The sequence below is a fragment of the Mycobacteroides franklinii genome (assembly GCF_002013895.1).
GTDB lineage: Bacteria > Actinomycetota > Actinomycetes > Mycobacteriales > Mycobacteriaceae > Mycobacterium > Mycobacterium franklinii.
Genome location: NZ_MAFQ01000003.1, coordinates 1 through 18,739 on the forward strand (window position 1 = coordinate 1; position 18,739 = coordinate 18,739).

Genomic DNA, 18,739 nt, shown 5'->3' on the forward strand with positions numbered 1-18,739 from the left:
GGCGACAACACCGATGAGCAGCTTGCGCGAAGAGGCGACAACACCGATGAGCAGCTTGCGCGAAGAGGCGACAACACCGATGAGCAGCTTGCGCGAAGAGGCGACAACACCGATGAGCAGCTTGCGCGAAGAGGCGACAACACCGATGAGCAGCTTGCGCGAAGAGGCGACAACACCGATGAGCAGCTTGCGCGAAGAGGCGACAACACCGATGAGCAGCTTGCGCGAAGAGGCGACAACACCGATGAGCCTCAGTCTCCGGACAACGCGGCGGCTCTCGCGGCCGCGGAAATCGCGGCCCGCACCGGCATCGCCGCCCACCGCGTCGCGGTGGTTCTCGGATCGGGCTGGGCCCCGGCAGCCGAGGAGCTCGGAACCCCTGCCACCACGATTCCGATGGCCGATCTCCCCGGATTCAGCCCACCGAGCGCAGCCGGACACGGCGGCTCGGTGTTGTCGGTGGCCATCGGTGACAGCGGCGAGCGCATGCTGGTCCTGCTGGGCAGGATCCATGCGTATGAAGGCCACGACCTGCGCCACGTCGTCCACCCGGTGCGCACGGCCTGCGCCGCCGGCGCGCAAACGATCATTCTCACCAACGCAGCCGGCGGGCTACGCGAGGATTACACGGTGGGTCAGCCGGTACTGATCAGCGACCACCTCAACCTGACGGCCCGTTCGCCGCTGGTGGGGGCGCAGTTCGTCGACCTTGTCGACGCGTATTCACCGCGGTTACGGGCACTGGCCCGGGAGATCGATGACAGCCTCGCCGAGGGTGTCTATGCGGGTCTGCCGGGCCCGCATTACGAGACCCCCGCGGAGATCCGGATGCTGCGCACGTTGGGTGCTGATCTGGTGGGCATGTCGACAGTGCATGAAACCATCGCGGCACGGGCGGCCGGGGCCGAGGTGCTGGGGGTGTCCTTGGTGACCAATCTCGCGGCCGGAATGACCGGGGAGTCCCTCAATCATGAGGAGGTGCTGGCGGCCGGGCGTGCGTCGGCGACTCGCATGGGCCAACTTCTACGCTCGGTGATTGGTCGGTTATGACGGGGTCCCCGCTGGCGGCGCACACGATCCAAGAATGGATCGACCACGACCCGGATCCCGAGACCGTGGCCGAGCTGCGCGCGTGCTCCGAAGACGAGCTCACGCAACGCTTCTCCGAACCGTTGGTGTTCGGCACGGCGGGCCTCCGCGGCCCGGTCCGGGGCGGCCCGCACGGAATGAACCTGGCCGTGGTGCTGCGCACCACCTACGGGGTGGCCAAGGTACTCAAAGATCGATGCCTCGGTGGGTCAACCGTGGTGGTGGGTCGCGATGCCCGACACGGATCCGAGAAGTTCGCGCAGGGCGCTGCCGAAGTCCTCGCCGCCGAAGGATTCAAGGTCGTGCTGTTACCCCGCCCGCTGCCGACCCCGGTGCTGGCGTTCGCGGTCCGGCACCTCGATGCGGCCGCCGGCATCCAGGTCACCGCATCGCACAATCCTCCCGCCGACAACGGCTACAAGGTGTACTGGTCCGGCGGAGCTCAGATCATCTCGCCCACCGACCGCGATATCGAATCAACCACGGCGACGGCACCTTTCGCCGATCAGATCCCCCGCACCCCCGTCGCTCCGGCCGACGACTCCCTGGTGGATGCCTATATCCAACGTGCCGCGACGGTGCGCCGAGGTTCCGGCGGCCTGCGCGTCGCGCTCACCGCACTGCACGGAGTGGGCGGGCCCACCGCCCTGGCCACCCTGAACGCCGCGGGCATCACCGACATCCACGTGGTGGACGAGCAGTTCCAGCCGGATCCGGACTTCCCCACCGTCGCGTTTCCGAATCCGGAAGAACCGGGAGCCTCCGACGCGGTGCTGGCCCGGGCCGCCGAGGTCGACGCCGATGTGGCCATCGCACTCGACCCAGACGCCGATCGATGCGCCATCGGAATCCCCAGCACCACCGGTTGGCGGATGCTGTCCGGGGATGAAACCGGCTGGCTGCTGGGCGACTACATTCTCTCGACGCAGCCGCATTCATCCACTCCGCCGGTGGTGGCCAGCACGGTGGTGTCCTCTCGCCTGCTCTCGCGGATCGCGGCATCGTTCGGCGCTCGGTACGTGGAAACCCTTACCGGGTTCAAGTGGCTTGCCCGGGCGGCGGATTCCGACCTGGTCTATGCCTACGAGGAAGCCATCGGGCACTGCGTCGATCCGGCGGCGGTACGCGACAAGGACGGCATTTCCGCGGCGGTACTCGCCTGCGACCTGGTGACACACCTTCGCGAGCTGGGTACCAGCGCGGAGGAGAAGCTCGAGAATCTGGCGATCAGGCACGGCATCCACGTGACCTCGCAGGTGTCGCGGCGCATGGACTCGCTCGACGAGATCACGGCGATGATGACCCGACTGCGCCAGAACATCCCCTCCGCTCTGTCCGGGTTCCCGGTCACCGCGGAGGATCTGTTGGAACGGCGCGGGCAGGAACGCACCGATGCGGTGATCCTGTCCGGCGAAATCGGCGGGTCATCCATCCGGCTGGTGATGCGCCCGTCGGGAACCGAACCAAAGGTCAAGTGCTACATCGAGGTCCGTGAGCCCGTCATCACCGATCCCACCGTCGCGCGGATCTGGGCGGGCGTGGTGGTCTCCGAGTTGGAGGCGTACGCCCGCAACATCTAGCTCGGCCGGCGCTATCTGGGCCCGAACTGCCGATCACCCGCATCACCCAGGCCGGGCACGATGTATGCGGCCTCGTTGAGCCCCTCGTCGATGGTGGCAGTGAACAGCCGCACGGACGTGGACGGACCGAACCGTGTGGCGCACTCCTGAACCGCCGCGACCCCCTGGGGTGCCGCGACCACGCACAACATGGTGATGTCGGCGGCACCTCGCGCGTGCAGCAGATCGAGCGTGTGCACCATCGACCCCCCAGTGGCAAGCATCGGATCCAGCACGAACACCGGCTGTGTCGACAGATCCGCGGGAAGCGATTCCAGGTACGGGGTGGGTTGCCAGGTCTCCTCGTCGCGCGCCATCCCGACGAATCCGACGCGCGCCTCAGGGATGAGGGCATGCGCCTGATCCACCATGCCCAGACCCGCCCGAAGAACCGGCACCAGCAACGGTGGATTGGCCAACCGGTATCCCGTCGTCTCCGCTACCGGCGTGCGCACCGTCAACGACTCCACCGGCGCCGAACTGGTGGCCTCGTAGACGAGCATCAGTGTCAGATCCCGCAGCGCAGCCCGGAATGCCGCATTGTCGGTACGGGCATCGCGGAGGCTGGTCAACCGGGCCGCGGCCAGCGGATGCTCGACTACGTGCACATGCATGGACCGACCCTAAAGCAGCAAGCATCGATCCCGGCGATCTCGAGTGTGATGGGCATCACCGGAACCCCTCGGCAGGCACATCCGCCGATATTGTTTCCAGCAAAGCTCAACAAGCTATGCTGAGCAGGTAATACGACGGGGTGGCCAGGTTGCCAAAAAATCTTTCAAAAATTTTGAGAAAGATGGAACCGAATCGCGACCACCCCCGTCGTATCTAAGTACAAGGCGAAAACTGCCCGAAAACAGGCGGTAGCCGAACCACCGAGGAGATGGAGGGGACATGGCAGAGGAATTGTCGGCCAATACAGACATGTTGCGCGGCGTTGCCGGCGTGCAGATGGGCATGGGCGGAACGCTCGCGGCGGTGGGCACCGCAGTCAGTATCTTTCCGGTCGCCGCACTGGCGCCGATCTTCGGTCCGATTGGCGCCCAGTACCTGGGTGCATTCGCCGCAACCTCCGCCAAGCAAGGGCTGGACGTCGGTCAGCTGGCAATGGGCGTCACCGAGTCCGGCGTCAGCACCACGGTCGGTAGCAATGACTACGACAACACGGAAGACCACTTCAGCCAGGGCTTTACCGCCACTACTGAAGGAATCGAGGCCTGATCATGGTTGACACCACACCATTGAGCAGCAGCCACGAGCTGTCCTCGGCGACCAACACCAACTACCCGAGCTTCGAGAACAATCCCTTCTCGGCGGGGCTGATCGGGCCGGCCTTGGACATGGCGGGCACGGTCGGTAACGGCCAGTTCAAAGAGGGCCAGGACCCCAGCAAGATGCTGGAGGGCGGCATGCAGGTCATGCAACAGGTCATGCAACAGGGCATGCAGGCGGGAAGCCAGCTCATCGGCTCCTTCGCCGGTGCGGCGGCTCAGGCTCTGGGGCAGTTCGCCGGCATGGCCGGCCAGGCGCTGAGCAGCATGGCCACCCGTAGCGGCGCCATGGGCGCCAATGTCGGACAGGCATCCGAGTCCACCGGCCGCGCCAGCGCCCTGATCACGGAGGCCCTGCAGCAGTTCCAGCACACCTCCGAGGCACTGACGCCGCTGATCGGCATTTTCCCTCCCGCTGCTGCCGAGCTCGCCCAAGCGGCATCCGAGTGCGCCACCAAGGTCTCGGCGTACACCGCGACGCTCGAGGGTGAGCTCACCGGACAGGCCGGTGAACTGACAGGTATGGCGGGTGCCGACATGGGCAACCCCGCCACCCCTGCGTCCGGAGCCACCCAGCCCGCCATGTCGGCCATGCAGGGCGGCCTGCAAGCCGGCACCCAGGCTTTGTCCGGCGTCGCGAGCGGCGTCACCCAGACCATGAGCTCCATGGGGCAGGGCCTCGGTCAGATCCCACAAGCCCTCACCGGCATGTTCAGCGGTGGCGGCGGCAGCGGTGCTGCCAGCGCGCTGGCGGGCGGCTCCGGCATGAGCGGCATCGCCGCGGGTGCCCTCGCCAACCCGTTCGGTGCGGGTGGCGGCCACGCCTCCAGCACCGCGGGCGGTAGCTCCAGCGGATTGGGTAGCTCGAACGCCGGCGCGTCCAAGATGCTGCTCGACCCGCGCAGCATGGGCAAGGGCGCACAGCTGTTCCTCCCGGACGGCAGCACCAGCCAGGCGCCGAACGCCGCCGCCGCCGAGGCAGTGCGCAAGGCGCTCAGCCAGGTGGGTGTGCCCTACGAGTGGGGTGGCACCAAGCCGGGCGTCGGCCTGGACTGCAGTGGCTTGACCCAGTGGGCCTACGGAGAGTCCGGCGTCAACATCCCCCGGCTCGCTCAGGAACAGGGTGTCGGTATCCACGTCGATCAGGGATCGGTCATGCCCGGCGACCTGGCGGTGTGGGATGGCCACGTCGCCATGGTGATCGGCAACGGCATGATGGTGGAGGCCGGTGACCCGGTACAGATCTCGCCGATCCGCACCACCAACGCCGGGCAGGGATTCCATGGATTCTTCCGACCCACTTCCTAGTTCGGGAGTGCCGCGGCCCGAGCCGCGTGCGAGCATCGACATGACAAATCGTGCTCGCACGCTGCGGGTCAAGGTGTCGGAATTCGGTCTGCCGCTTGAGGTTCAGGTCGAACCGGACATGCTCAACCGCGGCGCGTCGGCACTGGCACGGGAGATCATGAACCTGTGTCAACTCGGTGCGGCGCGCTGCGGTGCGGCCCGCCGCGAAGAACTCGCCGAAACCGGCATCCCGGAATACATCCTGGACAAGCTGGGGCTGGCGACACCCGCCCAGGTTGCCGACCTTGAACTGCGCCAGTCCGAAGAGCAGATGGAACGGAGATCCTGATGACGGAGCCAGACCTCAACTTCTTCAAGGCACTCGAACAGCAGTATCAGGAGACCATGGCGAAGGCCCGCGCCGGCGGCCATATCCTCAACGGCGCGGTCGAGGAGCTGAAGGACCTTCGCGGGTGGGCACGTTCGGCGCAAGGGCATGTCGAGGCGGAAGCCAATGGCAATGGCGCCCTGACCAACCTGAAGCTCGACGACTCGGTCACCAAGCTGTCGCCCAAGATCGTCGGGCAGATCGTGGTGGCCACCGCCGCAGCCGCCGCGGGCCAAGCCTTCGATCATCGTGAGCGAGTGTTCGCCCAACTGATGGTGGATCTCAAGGACCCGCAGCCGTAACCGATTTCGGGCTACAGCCCCGCACGGTCCCGATGCGAATCGGTAAGGAACACGGTGTTTTCGGCGTCACGCCAACCATGGCTGAGCCGACCATCTCGGTAGGCATACGGTTTCAACTCTGCCTGCTGTAACAGCGACACCACTTCGTCGGAGGGCGTCTCGACGATCATCACCGGCCGCGAGGCCGTGATGGTCGCGAGCCCGCCGCGAATCACCGCCGCCTCCATCCCCTGCACGTCGATCTTGATCGCCTGGGGATCCAGGCCGAAGTCATCCAGCCGACGTACCTGCACCGGATGGCGTTCGATCGTCAGTTTGGATTCGTCGAATCGCGCCATCGTCTCGGGGTTGAGCCAGCCGCGCGCCTCATTCTCATCGAGCGAGGCCAAACCGTCGTACACGAAATTGCGGTATCGCGGAATGAAGAGATCAAAGGTCCCGTCCGCATCGGAGAGCCCGCAGGCATGCACCTGCACGTCCCCGCTTTCATATCTGCGCTTAAGTCGCTGGGCCAGAACCGCATTCGGCTCAAAACTCACGATCCGCCGCGGCGACACCGCCCGTTGTAGCGCACAAATACTCTGGCCCCAGTTGCCTCCGATATCGATCGCTTCCGATATCGGCCCCACCCGGCTCAGCAGGTGGAACTCCGGGTCGACGCGCCATCCAAACAGGCGAGTACCCATGTTGTACGCGCCAAATTTGAGCGGCCGCAGAAACGGCAGATAGGTTTGCGCCAATCTCAGCGCCGGCATGCCCACGTGGGCACAGTAGCGCCATAGGCATTTACTGTCGCCGTCACACCTACCGACCCCTCGTATCTGCACCGGTAGGTGCTCGCGGCGACCAATGTGATGAACTCGTCCGCGGCCAAGTGACCGACGGGCACAACTCATCGACGCTGCGGGCACGGCCCGAAGACACAGGATCCGTACTTAGCCCGCCGATCGCGGGAGCGAGCCGAAAATATCGCGTCTGACCTGCTCTTCGCAACCTTTTTGGAATACTTGCCGCATCGCCCCCACACCGGCCGCTGACCGAATGCCAGGCACGCCCCGCTGATAACATCCGCATGTGGCGCGCGAGTGGCTTCTCCTGGAAACACTCGGCGAACAGCCAACTGTCATCGCCTCCGGCAATCAGCCGCGGAACATGGTTCCCCTCAGCACGTTCCTTCGTCGCAATCGAAATCTCGGTCTGCTTCGCCGGGTTATCACCGCCGCGACAAAGGCAAACAAAGCCGCGACCATCGGTCCCCCCGATTCGGACTCGGTCATCGACATCCGTCCGGTCGCCATGCCCGACGGCAGGGTGCACGGAGTGTGGTTGTGGACCGGCTCCACACCCCCACCCGCCGATCCCCCCGCCGAGGGCGGTGCGGTGGTCCTCAACGCCGATACCGGCGTCCTACACATGAGCGACGGCGCCGCCCTGGCCATGGGGATGGCCGCGGGTGAACCGCACGCCGAAATCAGCATGCCCGAGCTCTACCGCTACCTATCGCCCAATGCCGGCGAAACCGACGTCCTCGGGCTCATCGTGACCGCGACGGCCGGCATGACCTATAGCGCCACCTGGCCCGGAGTGGACAGCCACGGCAATCCCACGTTGTGCCACTTCGCAAGCCGACTTGTTCTCGAACCCAACAGCGAGGGCATCCCCCAGCGTCTGGGGCGCGCGATCAATCTGCGAGTGGGCCGACCCGCACCACCGGTTCCGCTGCTGGAACAGCAGGTCCTCGAGGCCGCCGCCGAACCGGGCGCATATCGCGCGCTGGTCATGATCGCGTCGCGCACATTGATCAAATGGATTGATCCGCCTGCACCGGAATGGCATTGGGAATTCGACCCGCAGGGCCGCCCCAAGGTTCACCCGGACGACGAGGCGAATCTGAACTTCATGATCGACAACGCCATGTTCGGCGTCACCGAAGCGGTGATCAGATTCCGGTGCCACGACGACAGCTGGGAATCGCTGCATTGCTCCACCCAGGTGGTCCGGCTCAACGAGAATGCGACCGTCGCGTTGGTCACCCACCGGCGTCGCTAACCTTCTCGACCCAGACCGGAATCGGGCCGCGCGGCATCACCCCACATTGCTAACATCCGCGCATGTCACGCGATTGGATGCTGCTAGAGACCCTGGGCGATGAACCCACGGTCATAGCCATCGGATTGCAGGCGCGCAACATGGCGCCGCTCGAGTCGGTGCTGCGCCGCAATCGGCACCGCCCCCTCATTGAGACCGCGATCGCCGACTGCCGCCGCACGGGCGAGCTCACGGTGGCCTTCACACCCGCGCGGGACCGCGTGGTGCGCGTGCACCCGATTTCCATGGGGAAGGCGAACGTCCACGGCGTTCAGGTGTGGTTCGGGCCGGCGGATGTCGAGCCGCCCCCACGGCCCGTCGCCGGGGCATGCCTGGGCGATCTTGATACGTCGCTGACAACGCTGACCGCGGGGTATTTCGAGGTGATGGGTTTCGATCCGCAGAACAGGTCCGAGAGGCAAGCCATCGCCGAAGGTCTCGCGCCCGTCCTACCAAGTCCGCGCAATGCCGAATTGATGGCGCACGTCGTGAACCCTGAACTTGATTCGACGTTCTGTGGGACCTGCCTGGCCGCCGACTATCAGGGGCACACTCTCCAAGTTCACTACGCCGGACGGGCATCCAAGGAAATAGATCCGGCGGGGGCCGTGGCGCGCATCAACAGGATCGTGTGCACCCGGGTGGACAACCGGCCTGCCGAACCCCGGGTGGGGTTGGCGCAGCAGATCCTGGATGCGGTCGCCGCCCCCGGCATGCACCGGATGCTGCTCAATGTCGACACCTTCGCCGTCCTCAAATGGATCGACGCGCCATTCCCGGACCTGGCGTGGCGTTACGACCCGGATCGGCCCGAGAACATCCACCCCGACGACGAAGCCGCGGCGCGGAACATGCGCGACGAGCTGCGCGCGGGCGCAACCAGCGGGGTGCTGCGGGTGCGGGCCATCTCCGGCGGTTGGCTGCGGGTGCATGTCTCTGCGACGAAATTCGCTTTGCACGACAACGCTTTTGCGGGGCTGGTTACCCTCACCGCCGCACCGGCAGTGGACATCGAGCCGTAGGCCGGCCGGCACGTGTTGCCGCGGTCACGCCGACTCTGGCGGTGGGTCTTTCCCTCGCGCCACACCTTCTGGCTAGGCTTGCCGCATGGCTGCTGACATCGTTCCCATCGAACTCGGGCTCACCGAAGGTGACGTGGTCACCTTGTGGGCCCCGCGGTGGCGCGACGCCGGGGACGAATGGGAAGCGTTTCTAGGCAAGGACGACGATCTGTACGTGTTCGAGTCGGTGGCCGATCTGGTGGCTTTCGTGCGAACCGACAACGACAACGACCTGGTCGATCACCCGGCGTGGTCCACGCTGGGGGCACTGTCGGCCGACGAGCTGGAGCCAGACGACGACAACCGCTACGACTTGATCGGCGTACCGGAGCTGGTTGCCGACAAGCCCACCGAGGACGCCGTCGACACACTGCGCGCCACGCTGGCGATCGTCGCCTCCATCGGCGCGGTCTGCGAGCTGGCACCCATCAACAAGCTCATCAACGGCAACCCGGTGCTGGGCACGCTGTCCGGCGGGGCCGAAAGCTTCACGGGTAAAGACGGATTGAAGCGCTGGAACCAGATCGGTGCCATCGTCGGCAAGTCGTGGGACTCCGTGGTCGATGCCATTGACGAAATCGCCGCAACACCCGACGTCGACGAGGAGCTCTCGGCCGCCGCGGACGCCGAGCTGCTTGCTGCCGCCGAGAATGCCGTCGACAACGACAACGATCTTGAGGACGACCTCGAGGATGACGACGATCTGGACCTTCTCGACGAGGAAGCCGACTCGGAGACAAAGAGCCCGGACGACGCTGACAGCGCCGACGACGACTCCGACGATGCAGATGAGGACGCGGACGAAGAAGCCGAGGATGACGAGGTCGAGGGAGAGGACCTGATTCTCGGCGGTGACGAGGACTTCTGGCTGGAAGTCGGTATCGACCCGATCCAGATGATCACCAACTCCGGAACGTTCTATACGCTGCGCTGCTACCTCAACGACGAGCCGATCTTCTTGGGGCGCAACGGAAGAATCAGCGTCTTCGGCTCCGAGCGCGCGCTGGCCCGGTATCTCGCCGACGAGCACGATCACGATCTGTCCGACCTGAGCACCTACGACGACATCCGCACCGCCGCCACCGACGGCTCGCTGCGGATCGACATCACCGACGACAACATCTACGTGTTCACCGGACTCGCCGACGATCTGGAGGACGGCGTCGACGAGGTGGACCGGGATCAGCTTGAGCTGGCCGTCGAGCTGCTCACCGATGTCGCCGAATACTCCGAGGACGACAGTGTCGACGCCGAGCTGGACAGCGACACCCCGCTAGGCAAGCTGGTCGGGCATCTGCTCGAGCCGGAGAAGCACGATGAGCCGAAGGGCCCGTTCGCGGACGCCGCCGAGCGTTGGCGGACCCTGGAGCGCGCGATGGAAGCGCGGCTGCGGCGCGAATAGCGCGCAGCTAGCCGATCAGGACCGCGTAGCCGGGCTTGATCACGTCGTCGATGATCGCCAGTCGCTCATCGAACGGGATGAAGGCAGACTTCATCGCGTTGATGGTGAACCGCTGAAGATCACTCCAGCCGTAGCCGAACGTCTCGACAAGGCGCAGCATCTCGCGGCTCATCGAGGTATCGCTCATCAGCCGGTTGTCGGTGTTGACCGTCACCCGGAACCTCAGCCGCGCCAGCAGATCGAAGGGGTGATCGGCGAGGCTGCCGACCGCTCCCGTCTGCACGTTGGAGCTCGGGCACAGCTCCAACGGCACTCGTTTGTCCCGTAGCAGCGAGGACAGTCTGCCCAGGTGGGCCGTGCCGTCGGGGTCGATGTCGATGTCGTCGACGATGCGCACCCCATGGCCCAGCCTATCGGCGCCGCAGAAGGCGATCGCCTCGTGGATCGAGGGCAATCCGAATCCCTCACCGGCATGGATGGTGAACCGGGAGTTGGCATTCCGCATGTATTCGAAGGCGTCCAGGTGGCGGCTCGGCGGATAACCGGCCTCGGCTCCGGCGATGTCGAAGCCGACGGCGCCGCGGTCGCGGAACTTCACGGCGAGTTCGGCAATCTCCCGTGACCGCGCGGCGTGCCGCATCGCGGTGACCAGGGTGCGCACCGTGATGCGCTTGCCGGCGGCACTGGACTGCCGCTCACCGTCGGCGAATCCGGCCAGCACGGCATCCATGACGTCATCGAGAGTGAGTCCCGCATCGATGTGCAGCTCCGGCGCGAACCGGACCTCGGCGTACACCACACCGTCCGCGGCGAGGTCTTCAACGCATTCGGCGGCGACCCGATGCAATGCGGACGCCGTCTGCATAACGCCCACGGTGTGCTCGAATGTCTCCAGATACCGCTCCAGAGAACCGCTGTCGGCGGCGGTCCGGAACCATGAGGCCAGGGCGCCTTCGTCCTCGGCCGGTAGGTTTTCGTACCCCGATTCACGCGCCAGGTCCAGAACGGTGCTGGGTCGCAGACCCCCGTCCAGATGATCGTGCAGAAGCGCCTTGGGAGCCCTGGTGATTGACACCAAATCAAGTTCGGCCGTCACACCGAAAGTCTATCGATGATGAGCGGCCTGACGGTGCTATCTCCTCTTCGCGCGAGCCGCTCATCGGTGGGGCCCGCGGCGATCTCCCAACCACCCTCCAGGGCGGTGAGCGCCGCGGGCAACCGTTCCGGGGTATCGGTGTACAGCGTGAACAGCGGTTCTCCGGCGACGACGGGTTCACCCTGGCGGCGGTGAATACGCACTCCCGCGCCGTGTTGCACCGTCTCTCCGGGCCGGCTACGCCCGGCTCCGAGGCGCCAGGCCGCGATCCCCACCGGCATCGCGTCGATACGGTGCATGACCCCGTCGACCGGGGCGAGCACCGTTTCCTGGCACTGTCCAAGGTTCAGCGGCACCGAAAGGTCGCCGCCCTGCGCGCGGATCATCGCGCGGAACACGTCCATCGCGGTGCCGTCCGTCAACGTGGCGGCCGGATCCTTGTCGTCGATACCGGCTGCGGCAAGCATTTCGCGGGCCAGCGCCACGGTGAGCGCGACAACGTCATCGGGCCCTCCCCCGGCCAGCACGTCGAGTGACTCCTGCACCTCGATCGCGTTTCCCGCGGTAGCGCCCAGGGGCGTATCCATCGCGGTGAGCAGGGCGCTGGTGACGACGCCATGCGCGGTGCCCAGGTCCACCATCGCCGCTGCCAGTTCGCGGGCCTGCTGCTCGGACTTCATGAACGCACCCGCGCCCACCTTGACGTCCAGGACCAGCGCAGCGGTTCCCTCTGCCAGTTTCTTGCTCATGATCGACCCGGCGATGAGTGGTATCGATTCGACGGTGCCGGTGATATCCCGCAACGCGTAGAGCTTTCGATCCGCCGGCGCCAACGACGCTCCGGCGGCACAGATCACTGCCCCGACATCGGAAAGCTGCTGACGTATCTGTTCATTGGTGAGGTCGACACGGATACCCGCGATCGCTTCGAGCTTGTCGAGAGTGCCGCCGGTGTGTCCCAGACCCCGTCCGGAAAGCTGCGGAACCGCCGCGCCGCAGGCGGCCACGACGGCGACCAGCGGCAGGCTGATCTTGTCTCCCACTCCGCCCGTGGAATGTTTGTCGACGGTCGGCCGGGACAGCCCCGACAGGTCCAGCCGCTCGCCGGAGGCAAGGATCGCCGCGGTCCACGCCGTCGTCTCGGTGCTGTTCATGCCGCGCAGATAGATCGCCATCAGCAGCGCGGCGACCTGCTCCTCACCGATGCCGCCGCGGGTGTACTCCTCGATGAGCCAATCGATGGCGCCCAGACTCAGCTCTCCGCCGTCACGTTTGGTCGCGATGATGGACGGCATATCAAACGCGTAGGGGTTTGCCATCAGATACGCCCCCGATCCAGATCGTCGGGGCCAAATGCCTCCGGCAGCAGCTCCGCAAGGCGTAGTGGCCCGTCCGCGTGATCGATCAACAGGTCTGGTCCGCCATGTTCGAGAAGTAGCTGACGGCACCGGCCGCACGGCATCAGCGGCTCACCGCGGGAATCGACACAGGACAGTGCCACCAACCGGCCGCCTCCGGTGGCGAACAGGGCGCACACCACTGAACACTCCGCGCAGAGACCTAGCCCATATGAGACATTCTCCACATTGCAGCCGGCGAGCACGCGACCGTCGTCGACAAGCGCGGCGGCCCCCACCGGATACTTCGAATACGGTGCATACGCGTGCTTTGTTACCGCATATGCCTTGTCCCGCAATTCATTCCATTCGATTTTCATGATCCCGAGACCTCCCCGTCGACCCCAGCAGAGTCGCATCGGCTCATCATTTGCTCGTGCAAGGTTTACCTAACTTACTTTGGAGTACGGTGCATTTCGGCGCTTTTTCGTGCTCACACGATTTCGGCGCCAGATCGGATTGGGTTTAGAGTTCGGAAGACGGTTCGCCGACCACCGTTGGGCCATCGGATGCGCGTCATGGACGCCCCCATCTACCGCACCGTTTGGCCCCAGTCCACCATTGGTGTTGGAGGCCCACGTGACGACTGCGACGCCCGAGACGGCCAAATCTGGCCGTGAAGGTAATCGCCTCAAGCGATCGCTATACCGTGGTGATCCAGGAATGTGGTCCTGGGTCCTGCATCGCATTACCGGTGCCACGATTTTCTTCTTCCTCTTCGTACACGTCTTGGATACCGCTCTCGTGCGGGTCAGCCCCGAGACGTACAACTCGGTGATCGAGACCTATAAGACCCCGATCGTGGGTCTGATGGAGCTCGGCCTCGTAGCGGCGGTTCTGTACCACGCACTCAACGGCGTCCGAGTCATCCTCGTCGATTTCTGGTCCAAGGGCCCGCGTTACCAACGCCTCATGCTGTGGGTCATCGGCACAGTCTGGTTCGTGGTGATGGTTCCCGCAGTGACCCGGATTCTCATGCACATGGCGGAGCGTTTCCTATGACAACTCCTCAGACCGGTTCGCACACGAGCGTTCGCGCCAGCGGCCGCCCCGCTCCCGTGATGGAGCGCAACTACGACCGCCCTGCGGCACTGGACAATCCGCGCGCGCCCCGCCGCGCGTCGGGTATGCCCAACTTCGAGAAGTACGCGTGGATCTTCATGCGGTTGTCGGGCATCGTCCTGATCTTCTTGGCCCTGGGCCACCTGTTCATCATGCTGATGTGGGACAACGGCGTGTACCGCCTCGACTTCAACTTCGTGGCGCAGCGCTGGGCAAGCCCCTTCTGGCAGACCTGGGACCTGACAATGCTGTGGCTGGCTCAGCTGCACGGCGGTAACGGGATGCGCACGATCATCGCCGACTACACCCGCAAGGACTCGACCCGGTTCTGGCTGAATTGCTTGCTGGCACTGTCGATCATCTTCACCGTGGTGCTCGGCACCTACGTCCTACTGACCTTCAACCCGAACATCGGTTAGGGGCACCGTTTTATGTCTTCGCCTAAATCTGAGGCAACCATCCAGGAACATCGGTACGACGTCGTCATCATCGGCGCAGGCGGGGCAGGTATGCGCGCCGCCGTCGAGGCCGGACCTCGAGCCCGTACCGCGGTGCTGACCAAGCTGTACCCGACGCGTAGCCACACCGGCGCCGCCCAGGGCGGTATGTGCGCCGCACTGGCCAACGTCGAGGAAGACAACTGGGAATGGCACACGTTCGACACCGTCAAGGGCGGCGACTACCTCGCCGATCAGGACGCCGTGGAGATCATGTGCAAGGAAGCAATCGACGCCGTCCTCGATCTCGAGAAGATGGGTATGCCGTTCAACCGGACACCCCAGGGCCGAATCGATCAGCGCCGCTTCGGTGGTCACACCCGCGATCACGGTAAGGCCCCAGTGCGCCGGGCCTGCTACGCCGCGGACCGTACCGGGCACATGATCCTGCAGACGCTGTACCAAAACTGCGTCAAGCACGATGTCGAGTTCTTCAACGAGTTCTACGCACTGGACATCGCACTCACCGAGACCCCGAACGGTCCCGTGGCCACCGGTGTCGTCGCCTACGAGCTGGCGACCGGTGACATCCATGTGTTCCACGCCAAGGCCATTGTTTTCGCCACCGGCGGTTCGGGCCGCATGTACAAGACCACCTCCAACGCGCATACCCTGACCGGCGACGGCCTGGGCATCGTGTTCCGCAAGGGACTTCCGTTGGAGGACATGGAATTCCACCAGTTCCACCCGACAGGCCTGGCCGGCCTGGGCATTCTGATCTCCGAGGCCGTGCGCGGTGAGGGTGGTCGTCTGCTCAACGCCGACGGCGAACGGTTCATGGAACGCTACGCACCCACCATCGTCGACCTCGCGCCTCGCGACATCGTCGCGCGGTCAATGGTTCTCGAAGTGCTGGAGGGCCGCGGCGCCGGACCGAACAAGGACTACGTCTACATCGACGTGCGTCACCTCGGTGCCGACGTGCTGGAAGCGAAACTCCCGGACATCACCGAATTCGCCCGTACCTACCTGGGTGTCGACCCGGTGACCGAGCTGGTTCCGGTGTACCCCACCTGTCACTACGTGATGGGCGGCATCCCGACCAACATCAAGGGACAGGTGTTGCGCGACAACGACAACGTTGTCCCCGGCCTGTACGCGGCCGGCGAGTGCGCTTGCGTCTCGGTGCACGGTGCCAACCGGCTGGGCACCAACTCGCTGTTGGACATCAACGTGTTCGGTCGCCGGGCGGGTATCGCCGCGGCCGAGTATGCCGAGGCCCACGACTTCATCGACCTGCCGGAGAACCCGGCGACGATGGTCACCGAATGGGTGGCGGACGTCCTGTCCGAGCACGGCGACGAGCGGGTGGCCGATATCCGCACCGAGCTGCAGCAGTCGATGGACAACAACGCCGCGGTGTTCCGGACCGAGGACACCCTCAAGCAGGCGCTCAACGACATCCATGCACTCAAGGAGCGGTACAGCCGAATCACGGTGCACGACAAGGGCAAGCGCTACAACAGCGACCTGCTCGAGGCCATCGAGCTGGGCTTCCTGCTCGAACTCGCCGAGGTGACGGTGGTGGGTGCGCTCAATCGCAAGGAATCGCGCGGCGGACACGCCCGCGAGGACTACCCGAACCGCGACGACACCAACTACATGCGACACACCATGGCGTACAAGCAAGGTGCCGAGCTGCTGTCCGACATCCGGCTGGACTACAAGCCCGTTGTCCAGACCCGGTACGAGCCGATGGAACGGAAGTACTGACCATGAGCCGCTTGCGCGAAGAGGAGAACGCACAGTGACCGCGGTTATCGAGAAAGCCGAAGCGGGCGACCCGCCGCTGCCTCCGGTCCCCGAGGGCGCGGTCATGGTCGATCTGAAGATTCAGCGTTTCAACCCCGAAGACCCCGACGCCGCCGGGTGGCAGACATTCCGGGTGCCCTGCCTGTCGACGGACCGGCTGCTGAACCTGCTGCTGTACGTGAAGGGCTACCTCGACGGCACCCTCACCTTCCGCCGGTCGTGCGCCCACGGTGTGTGTGGCTCGGATGCCATGCGCATCAACGGCGTAAACCGGTTGGCCTGCAAGGTGCTGATGCGGGATCTGCTGCCCAAGAACCCGAAGAAGACCCTGACCATCACCATCGAGCCCATCCGCGGTCTGCCCGTGGAGAAGGATCTCGTGGTCAACATGGAGCCCTTCTTCGACGCGTACCGCGCCGTGAAGCCCTTCATGATCACCAGCGGTAACCAGCCGACGCGCGAGTACATCCAGAGCCAGACCGACCGCGCACGCTTCGATGACACCACCAAGTGCATCCTGTGCGCCTGCTGCACCACCAGCTGCCCGGTGTTCTGGAGCGACGGAAGCTACTTCGGCCCGGCGGCAATCGTCAACGCGCACCGGTTCATCTTCGACAGCCGCGATGAGGCCGCCGCCGAGCGCCTGGACATCCTCAACGACGTCGACGGGGTGTGGCGCTGCCGCACCACCTTCAACTGCACCGACGCCTGCCCTCGCGGTATCGAGGTCACGAAGGCGATCCAAGAGGTCAAGCGCGCACTGATGTTCGCGCGCTAGCCGGTATCTGTCTGCACTGCCGGGGGTGAGCACCTACGCTCACCCCCGGCAGTTTTTTCTGTGCCGCAACGTCTGTCACACATTCATGGGCCATCTCGTCAGATGGATATGACTGAGACACCACGCAAGACAACGCGCATCAAGCCCGTCCCCCCGCACCAAGCCTCGCCGCTTACCCGCATCATGTATCGGGTCAGCAGGCGGCGGTTCGGCCAAGTGCCCGAACCATTCACGGTGATCGCCCACCACCCGAAGCTGATGGTCGCGGCCGCCGTGCACGAACAGATGCTGGGCAGTGCGTCGCGGGTCCTGCCTGCCAACGTCCGTGAGCTGGCGGTGTTCTGGACCGCCAGGACGGTGGGCTGCTCGTGGTGCGTCGACTTCGGCGCCATGCTGCAACGTCTGGATGGTTTGGATGTGGATCGCCTGAAGGCCATCGACGACTACGCGGCCTCTCCCCTATTCACCGATGACGAGCGGGCTGTCATCGCGTACGCCGACGCGATGACCGGCAATCCGCACGACATCACCGACCAACAGATCGAGGATCTGCGAGGTCGCTTCGGCGATGCCGGGGTGATCGAGCTGACCTACCAGATCGGTGTGGAGAACATGCGTGCCCGCACCTACGCGGCACTGGGAATCACCGAGCAAGGCTTCAACTCCGGTGATGCCTGCCGAGTCCCCTGGGCAACCGAAGACGCCTAGTTGTTGCGCAGCGGCGTGCCGCGGAACTTGTCGGGATTGCTCACATCCCAGACCGCGAGCACACGCCCGCCACGCACGGTGAATGCACTCACCCGGGGCAACACCGGCCAATAGCCGGAGTCGGTGGCCGCATCTGCCGGAGTCTCGGTCAGATAGATCCCGAACTGTCCATTGACCAGCGCCAGGTTCATGGCCTGCGTCATATTCGGACCGTAACGCTCCATCAGGCCGAGCAGGAAACGCGCCACCTTGTCGGGACCGTGGATGACGCGCACCGCGGTCGGTGCCTTGCCGTCGGAATCGCCCGTCATCGTCACATCCGGATGCAGCAGTCGCACAACGGCTTCCACGCTCCCGGACAGGAGCGCCTGCAGAAGCTTGCCCACCACCTCGTTGTGCTCGCCGTCGGCCACCGGCGCCGGGGTGTCGGTCACCGCCCGCCGCGCACGGGAGGCCAGTTGGCGCGCGGCCACGTCAGTGATGCCGAGAATCTCGGCTATCTGCTTGAACGGCACCGAAAATCCGTCATGCAATACGAAGGCGACGCGTTGATCGGGGACCAGCCGGTCCAGCACCACCATGGCCGCAAAACGTGCGTCCTCGCTGGCCACCACCGCGGCCAGTGGATCATTACCGTCCAGGCCCGTGACCACAGGCTCCGGAAGCCATTCCCCCACATAGGTTTCCCTGCGATAGACGGCCGACCGGAGCCTATCCAGGCCGAGCCGGGAGACCACGGTGGTCAGCCAGGCCGGCAAGTCCTCAATCTCGACAGTCGCGGAATGCAGGCGCAGCCAGGCGTCTTGAACGATGTCCTCGGCATCGGCGACACTGCCGGTGAGCCGGTAGGCCACCGCCTGCAGTCGCGGTCGCAACGCCTCGAACTCATCGGTGCGATCGCCAGCGTGAACCGACATCGCTTCAGACTAGGCCTGCAATAGG

Annotated in this window: 19 protein-coding genes and 1 pseudogene; 14 read left to right on the forward strand and 6 right to left on the reverse strand. The window is 65.1% G+C overall.

Annotation, left to right across the window (positions count from 1 at the left end):
- Positions 1-174: 174 nt before the first annotated feature.
- Positions 175-1,050, forward strand: a pseudogene (locus B4393_RS03770) (purine-nucleoside phosphorylase); the annotation flags it as partial.
- Entirely contained in the window at positions 1,047-2,669 is a 1,623-nt protein-coding gene (locus B4393_RS03775; protein ID WP_078333036.1) for a phospho-sugar mutase, read from the forward strand. The pseudogene B4393_RS03770 and the gene B4393_RS03775, both read left to right, overlap by 4 nt.
- 11 nt (positions 2,670-2,680) lie before the next feature.
- Here B4393_RS03775 and upp read toward each other — a convergent pair whose 3' ends face one another.
- The gene (gene upp / locus B4393_RS03780; RefSeq protein ID WP_078333037.1) at positions 2,681-3,322 is read right to left on the reverse strand and encodes a uracil phosphoribosyltransferase; all 642 of its coding nucleotides are present in this window, start codon (positions 3,320-3,322) and stop codon (positions 2,681-2,683) included.
- 280 nt (positions 3,323-3,602) lie between these two features.
- On the opposite strand from upp, the gene B4393_RS03785 reads away from it, so the two are divergent.
- From B4393_RS03785 to B4393_RS03800, 4 genes are read left to right on the forward strand one after another with little or no spacing between them, the layout of a single operon-like run.
- The gene (locus B4393_RS03785) at positions 3,603-3,929 is read left to right on the forward strand and encodes a hypothetical protein (protein ID WP_070938641.1); all 327 of its coding nucleotides are present in this window, start codon (positions 3,603-3,605) and stop codon (positions 3,927-3,929) included.
- A gap of 2 nt (positions 3,930-3,931) precedes the next feature.
- Positions 3,932-5,287 carry a C40 family peptidase gene (locus tag B4393_RS03790; RefSeq protein WP_078333038.1) on the forward strand — a complete coding sequence of 452 codons (1,356 nt, stop codon included), beginning with the start codon at positions 3,932-3,934 and terminating at the stop codon, positions 5,285-5,287.
- Positions 5,262-5,615: a hypothetical protein gene (locus B4393_RS03795; RefSeq protein WP_191987087.1), complete on the forward strand. Its 354-nt coding sequence runs from the start codon at positions 5,262-5,264 to the stop codon at positions 5,613-5,615. Before B4393_RS03790 ends, B4393_RS03795 begins: the two co-directional genes overlap by 26 nt.
- Positions 5,615-5,956, forward strand: a complete 342-nt coding sequence (locus B4393_RS03800; protein WP_078280134.1) for a YbaB/EbfC family nucleoid-associated protein — start codon at positions 5,615-5,617, stop codon at positions 5,954-5,956. Before B4393_RS03795 ends, B4393_RS03800 begins: the two co-directional genes overlap by 1 nt.
- A gap of 11 nt (positions 5,957-5,967) precedes the next feature.
- Here B4393_RS03800 and B4393_RS03805 read toward each other — a convergent pair whose 3' ends face one another.
- Positions 5,968-6,711, reverse strand: coding sequence for an FkbM family methyltransferase (locus tag B4393_RS03805; protein ID WP_078333317.1), 744 nt, complete (start codon positions 6,709-6,711; stop codon positions 5,968-5,970).
- A gap of 319 nt (positions 6,712-7,030) precedes the next feature.
- On the opposite strand from B4393_RS03805, the gene B4393_RS03810 reads away from it, so the two are divergent.
- The 3 genes from B4393_RS03810 to B4393_RS03820 all read left to right on the forward strand — a co-directional run bounded on the left by B4393_RS03810 (position 7,031) and on the right by B4393_RS03820 (position 10,507).
- Positions 7,031-8,005, forward strand: coding sequence for a GAF domain-containing protein (locus B4393_RS03810; protein ID WP_078333039.1), 975 nt, complete (start codon positions 7,031-7,033; stop codon positions 8,003-8,005).
- 62 nt (positions 8,006-8,067) lie between these two features.
- Positions 8,068-9,066 (forward strand): GAF domain-containing protein, encoded by a 999-nt coding sequence (locus tag B4393_RS03815; protein ID WP_078333040.1) that lies wholly within the window; start codon positions 8,068-8,070, stop codon positions 9,064-9,066.
- An 85-nt stretch (positions 9,067-9,151) separates the two neighbouring features.
- Positions 9,152-10,507 carry a primosomal protein gene (locus tag B4393_RS03820; protein WP_078333041.1) on the forward strand — a complete coding sequence of 452 codons (1,356 nt, stop codon included), beginning with the start codon at positions 9,152-9,154 and terminating at the stop codon, positions 10,505-10,507.
- A gap of 7 nt (positions 10,508-10,514) precedes the next feature.
- Here the strand turns inward: B4393_RS03820 and B4393_RS03825 are convergent, their stop codons facing one another.
- Genes B4393_RS03825 through B4393_RS03835 form a run of 3 tightly spaced genes read right to left on the reverse strand, consistent with a single transcriptional unit; the run spans position 10,515 to position 13,320 of the window.
- Entirely contained in the window at positions 10,515-11,603 is a 1,089-nt protein-coding gene (locus B4393_RS03825) for an adenosine deaminase (protein ID WP_078333042.1), read from the reverse strand.
- Complete coding sequence (locus B4393_RS03830; protein ID WP_078333043.1) at positions 11,600-12,922, reverse strand: thymidine phosphorylase; 1,323 nt, start codon at positions 12,920-12,922, stop codon at positions 11,600-11,602. The genes B4393_RS03825 and B4393_RS03830 overlap by 4 nt, the downstream gene beginning before the upstream one ends.
- Positions 12,922-13,320, reverse strand: coding sequence for a cytidine deaminase (locus tag B4393_RS03835; protein WP_078333044.1), 399 nt, complete (start codon positions 13,318-13,320; stop codon positions 12,922-12,924). Before B4393_RS03835 ends, B4393_RS03830 begins: the two co-directional genes overlap by 1 nt.
- Before the next feature lie 343 nt (positions 13,321-13,663).
- Here B4393_RS03835 and sdhC point away from each other — a divergent pair, with 343 nt between their 5' ends.
- From sdhC to B4393_RS03860, 5 genes are all read left to right on the forward strand, one after another.
- Entirely contained in the window at positions 13,664-14,002 is a 339-nt protein-coding gene (sdhC, locus tag B4393_RS03840; RefSeq protein WP_070938630.1) for a succinate dehydrogenase, cytochrome b556 subunit, read from the forward strand.
- Entirely contained in the window at positions 13,999-14,481 is a 483-nt protein-coding gene (locus B4393_RS03845) for a succinate dehydrogenase hydrophobic membrane anchor subunit (RefSeq protein ID WP_070938629.1), read from the forward strand. Before sdhC ends, B4393_RS03845 begins: the two co-directional genes overlap by 4 nt.
- Positions 14,482-14,493: 12 nt before the next feature.
- Complete coding sequence (sdhA, locus tag B4393_RS03850) at positions 14,494-16,272, forward strand: succinate dehydrogenase flavoprotein subunit (RefSeq protein WP_078333045.1); 1,779 nt, start codon at positions 14,494-14,496, stop codon at positions 16,270-16,272.
- A gap of 103 nt (positions 16,273-16,375) precedes the next feature.
- Positions 16,376-17,089 (forward strand): succinate dehydrogenase iron-sulfur subunit, encoded by a 714-nt coding sequence (locus tag B4393_RS03855; RefSeq protein WP_413816131.1) that lies wholly within the window; start codon positions 16,376-16,378, stop codon positions 17,087-17,089.
- 108 nt (positions 17,090-17,197) lie between these two features.
- Entirely contained in the window at positions 17,198-17,797 is a 600-nt protein-coding gene (locus B4393_RS03860; RefSeq protein WP_078333318.1) for a carboxymuconolactone decarboxylase family protein, read from the forward strand.
- Here B4393_RS03860 and B4393_RS03865 read toward each other — a convergent pair.
- Positions 17,794-18,714, reverse strand: coding sequence for a sigma-70 family RNA polymerase sigma factor (locus B4393_RS03865; RefSeq protein ID WP_078333046.1), 921 nt, complete (start codon positions 18,712-18,714; stop codon positions 17,794-17,796). The two genes, B4393_RS03860 and B4393_RS03865, sit on opposite strands and share 4 nt — an antisense overlap.
- Between the last annotated feature and the right edge of the window lie 25 nt (positions 18,715-18,739).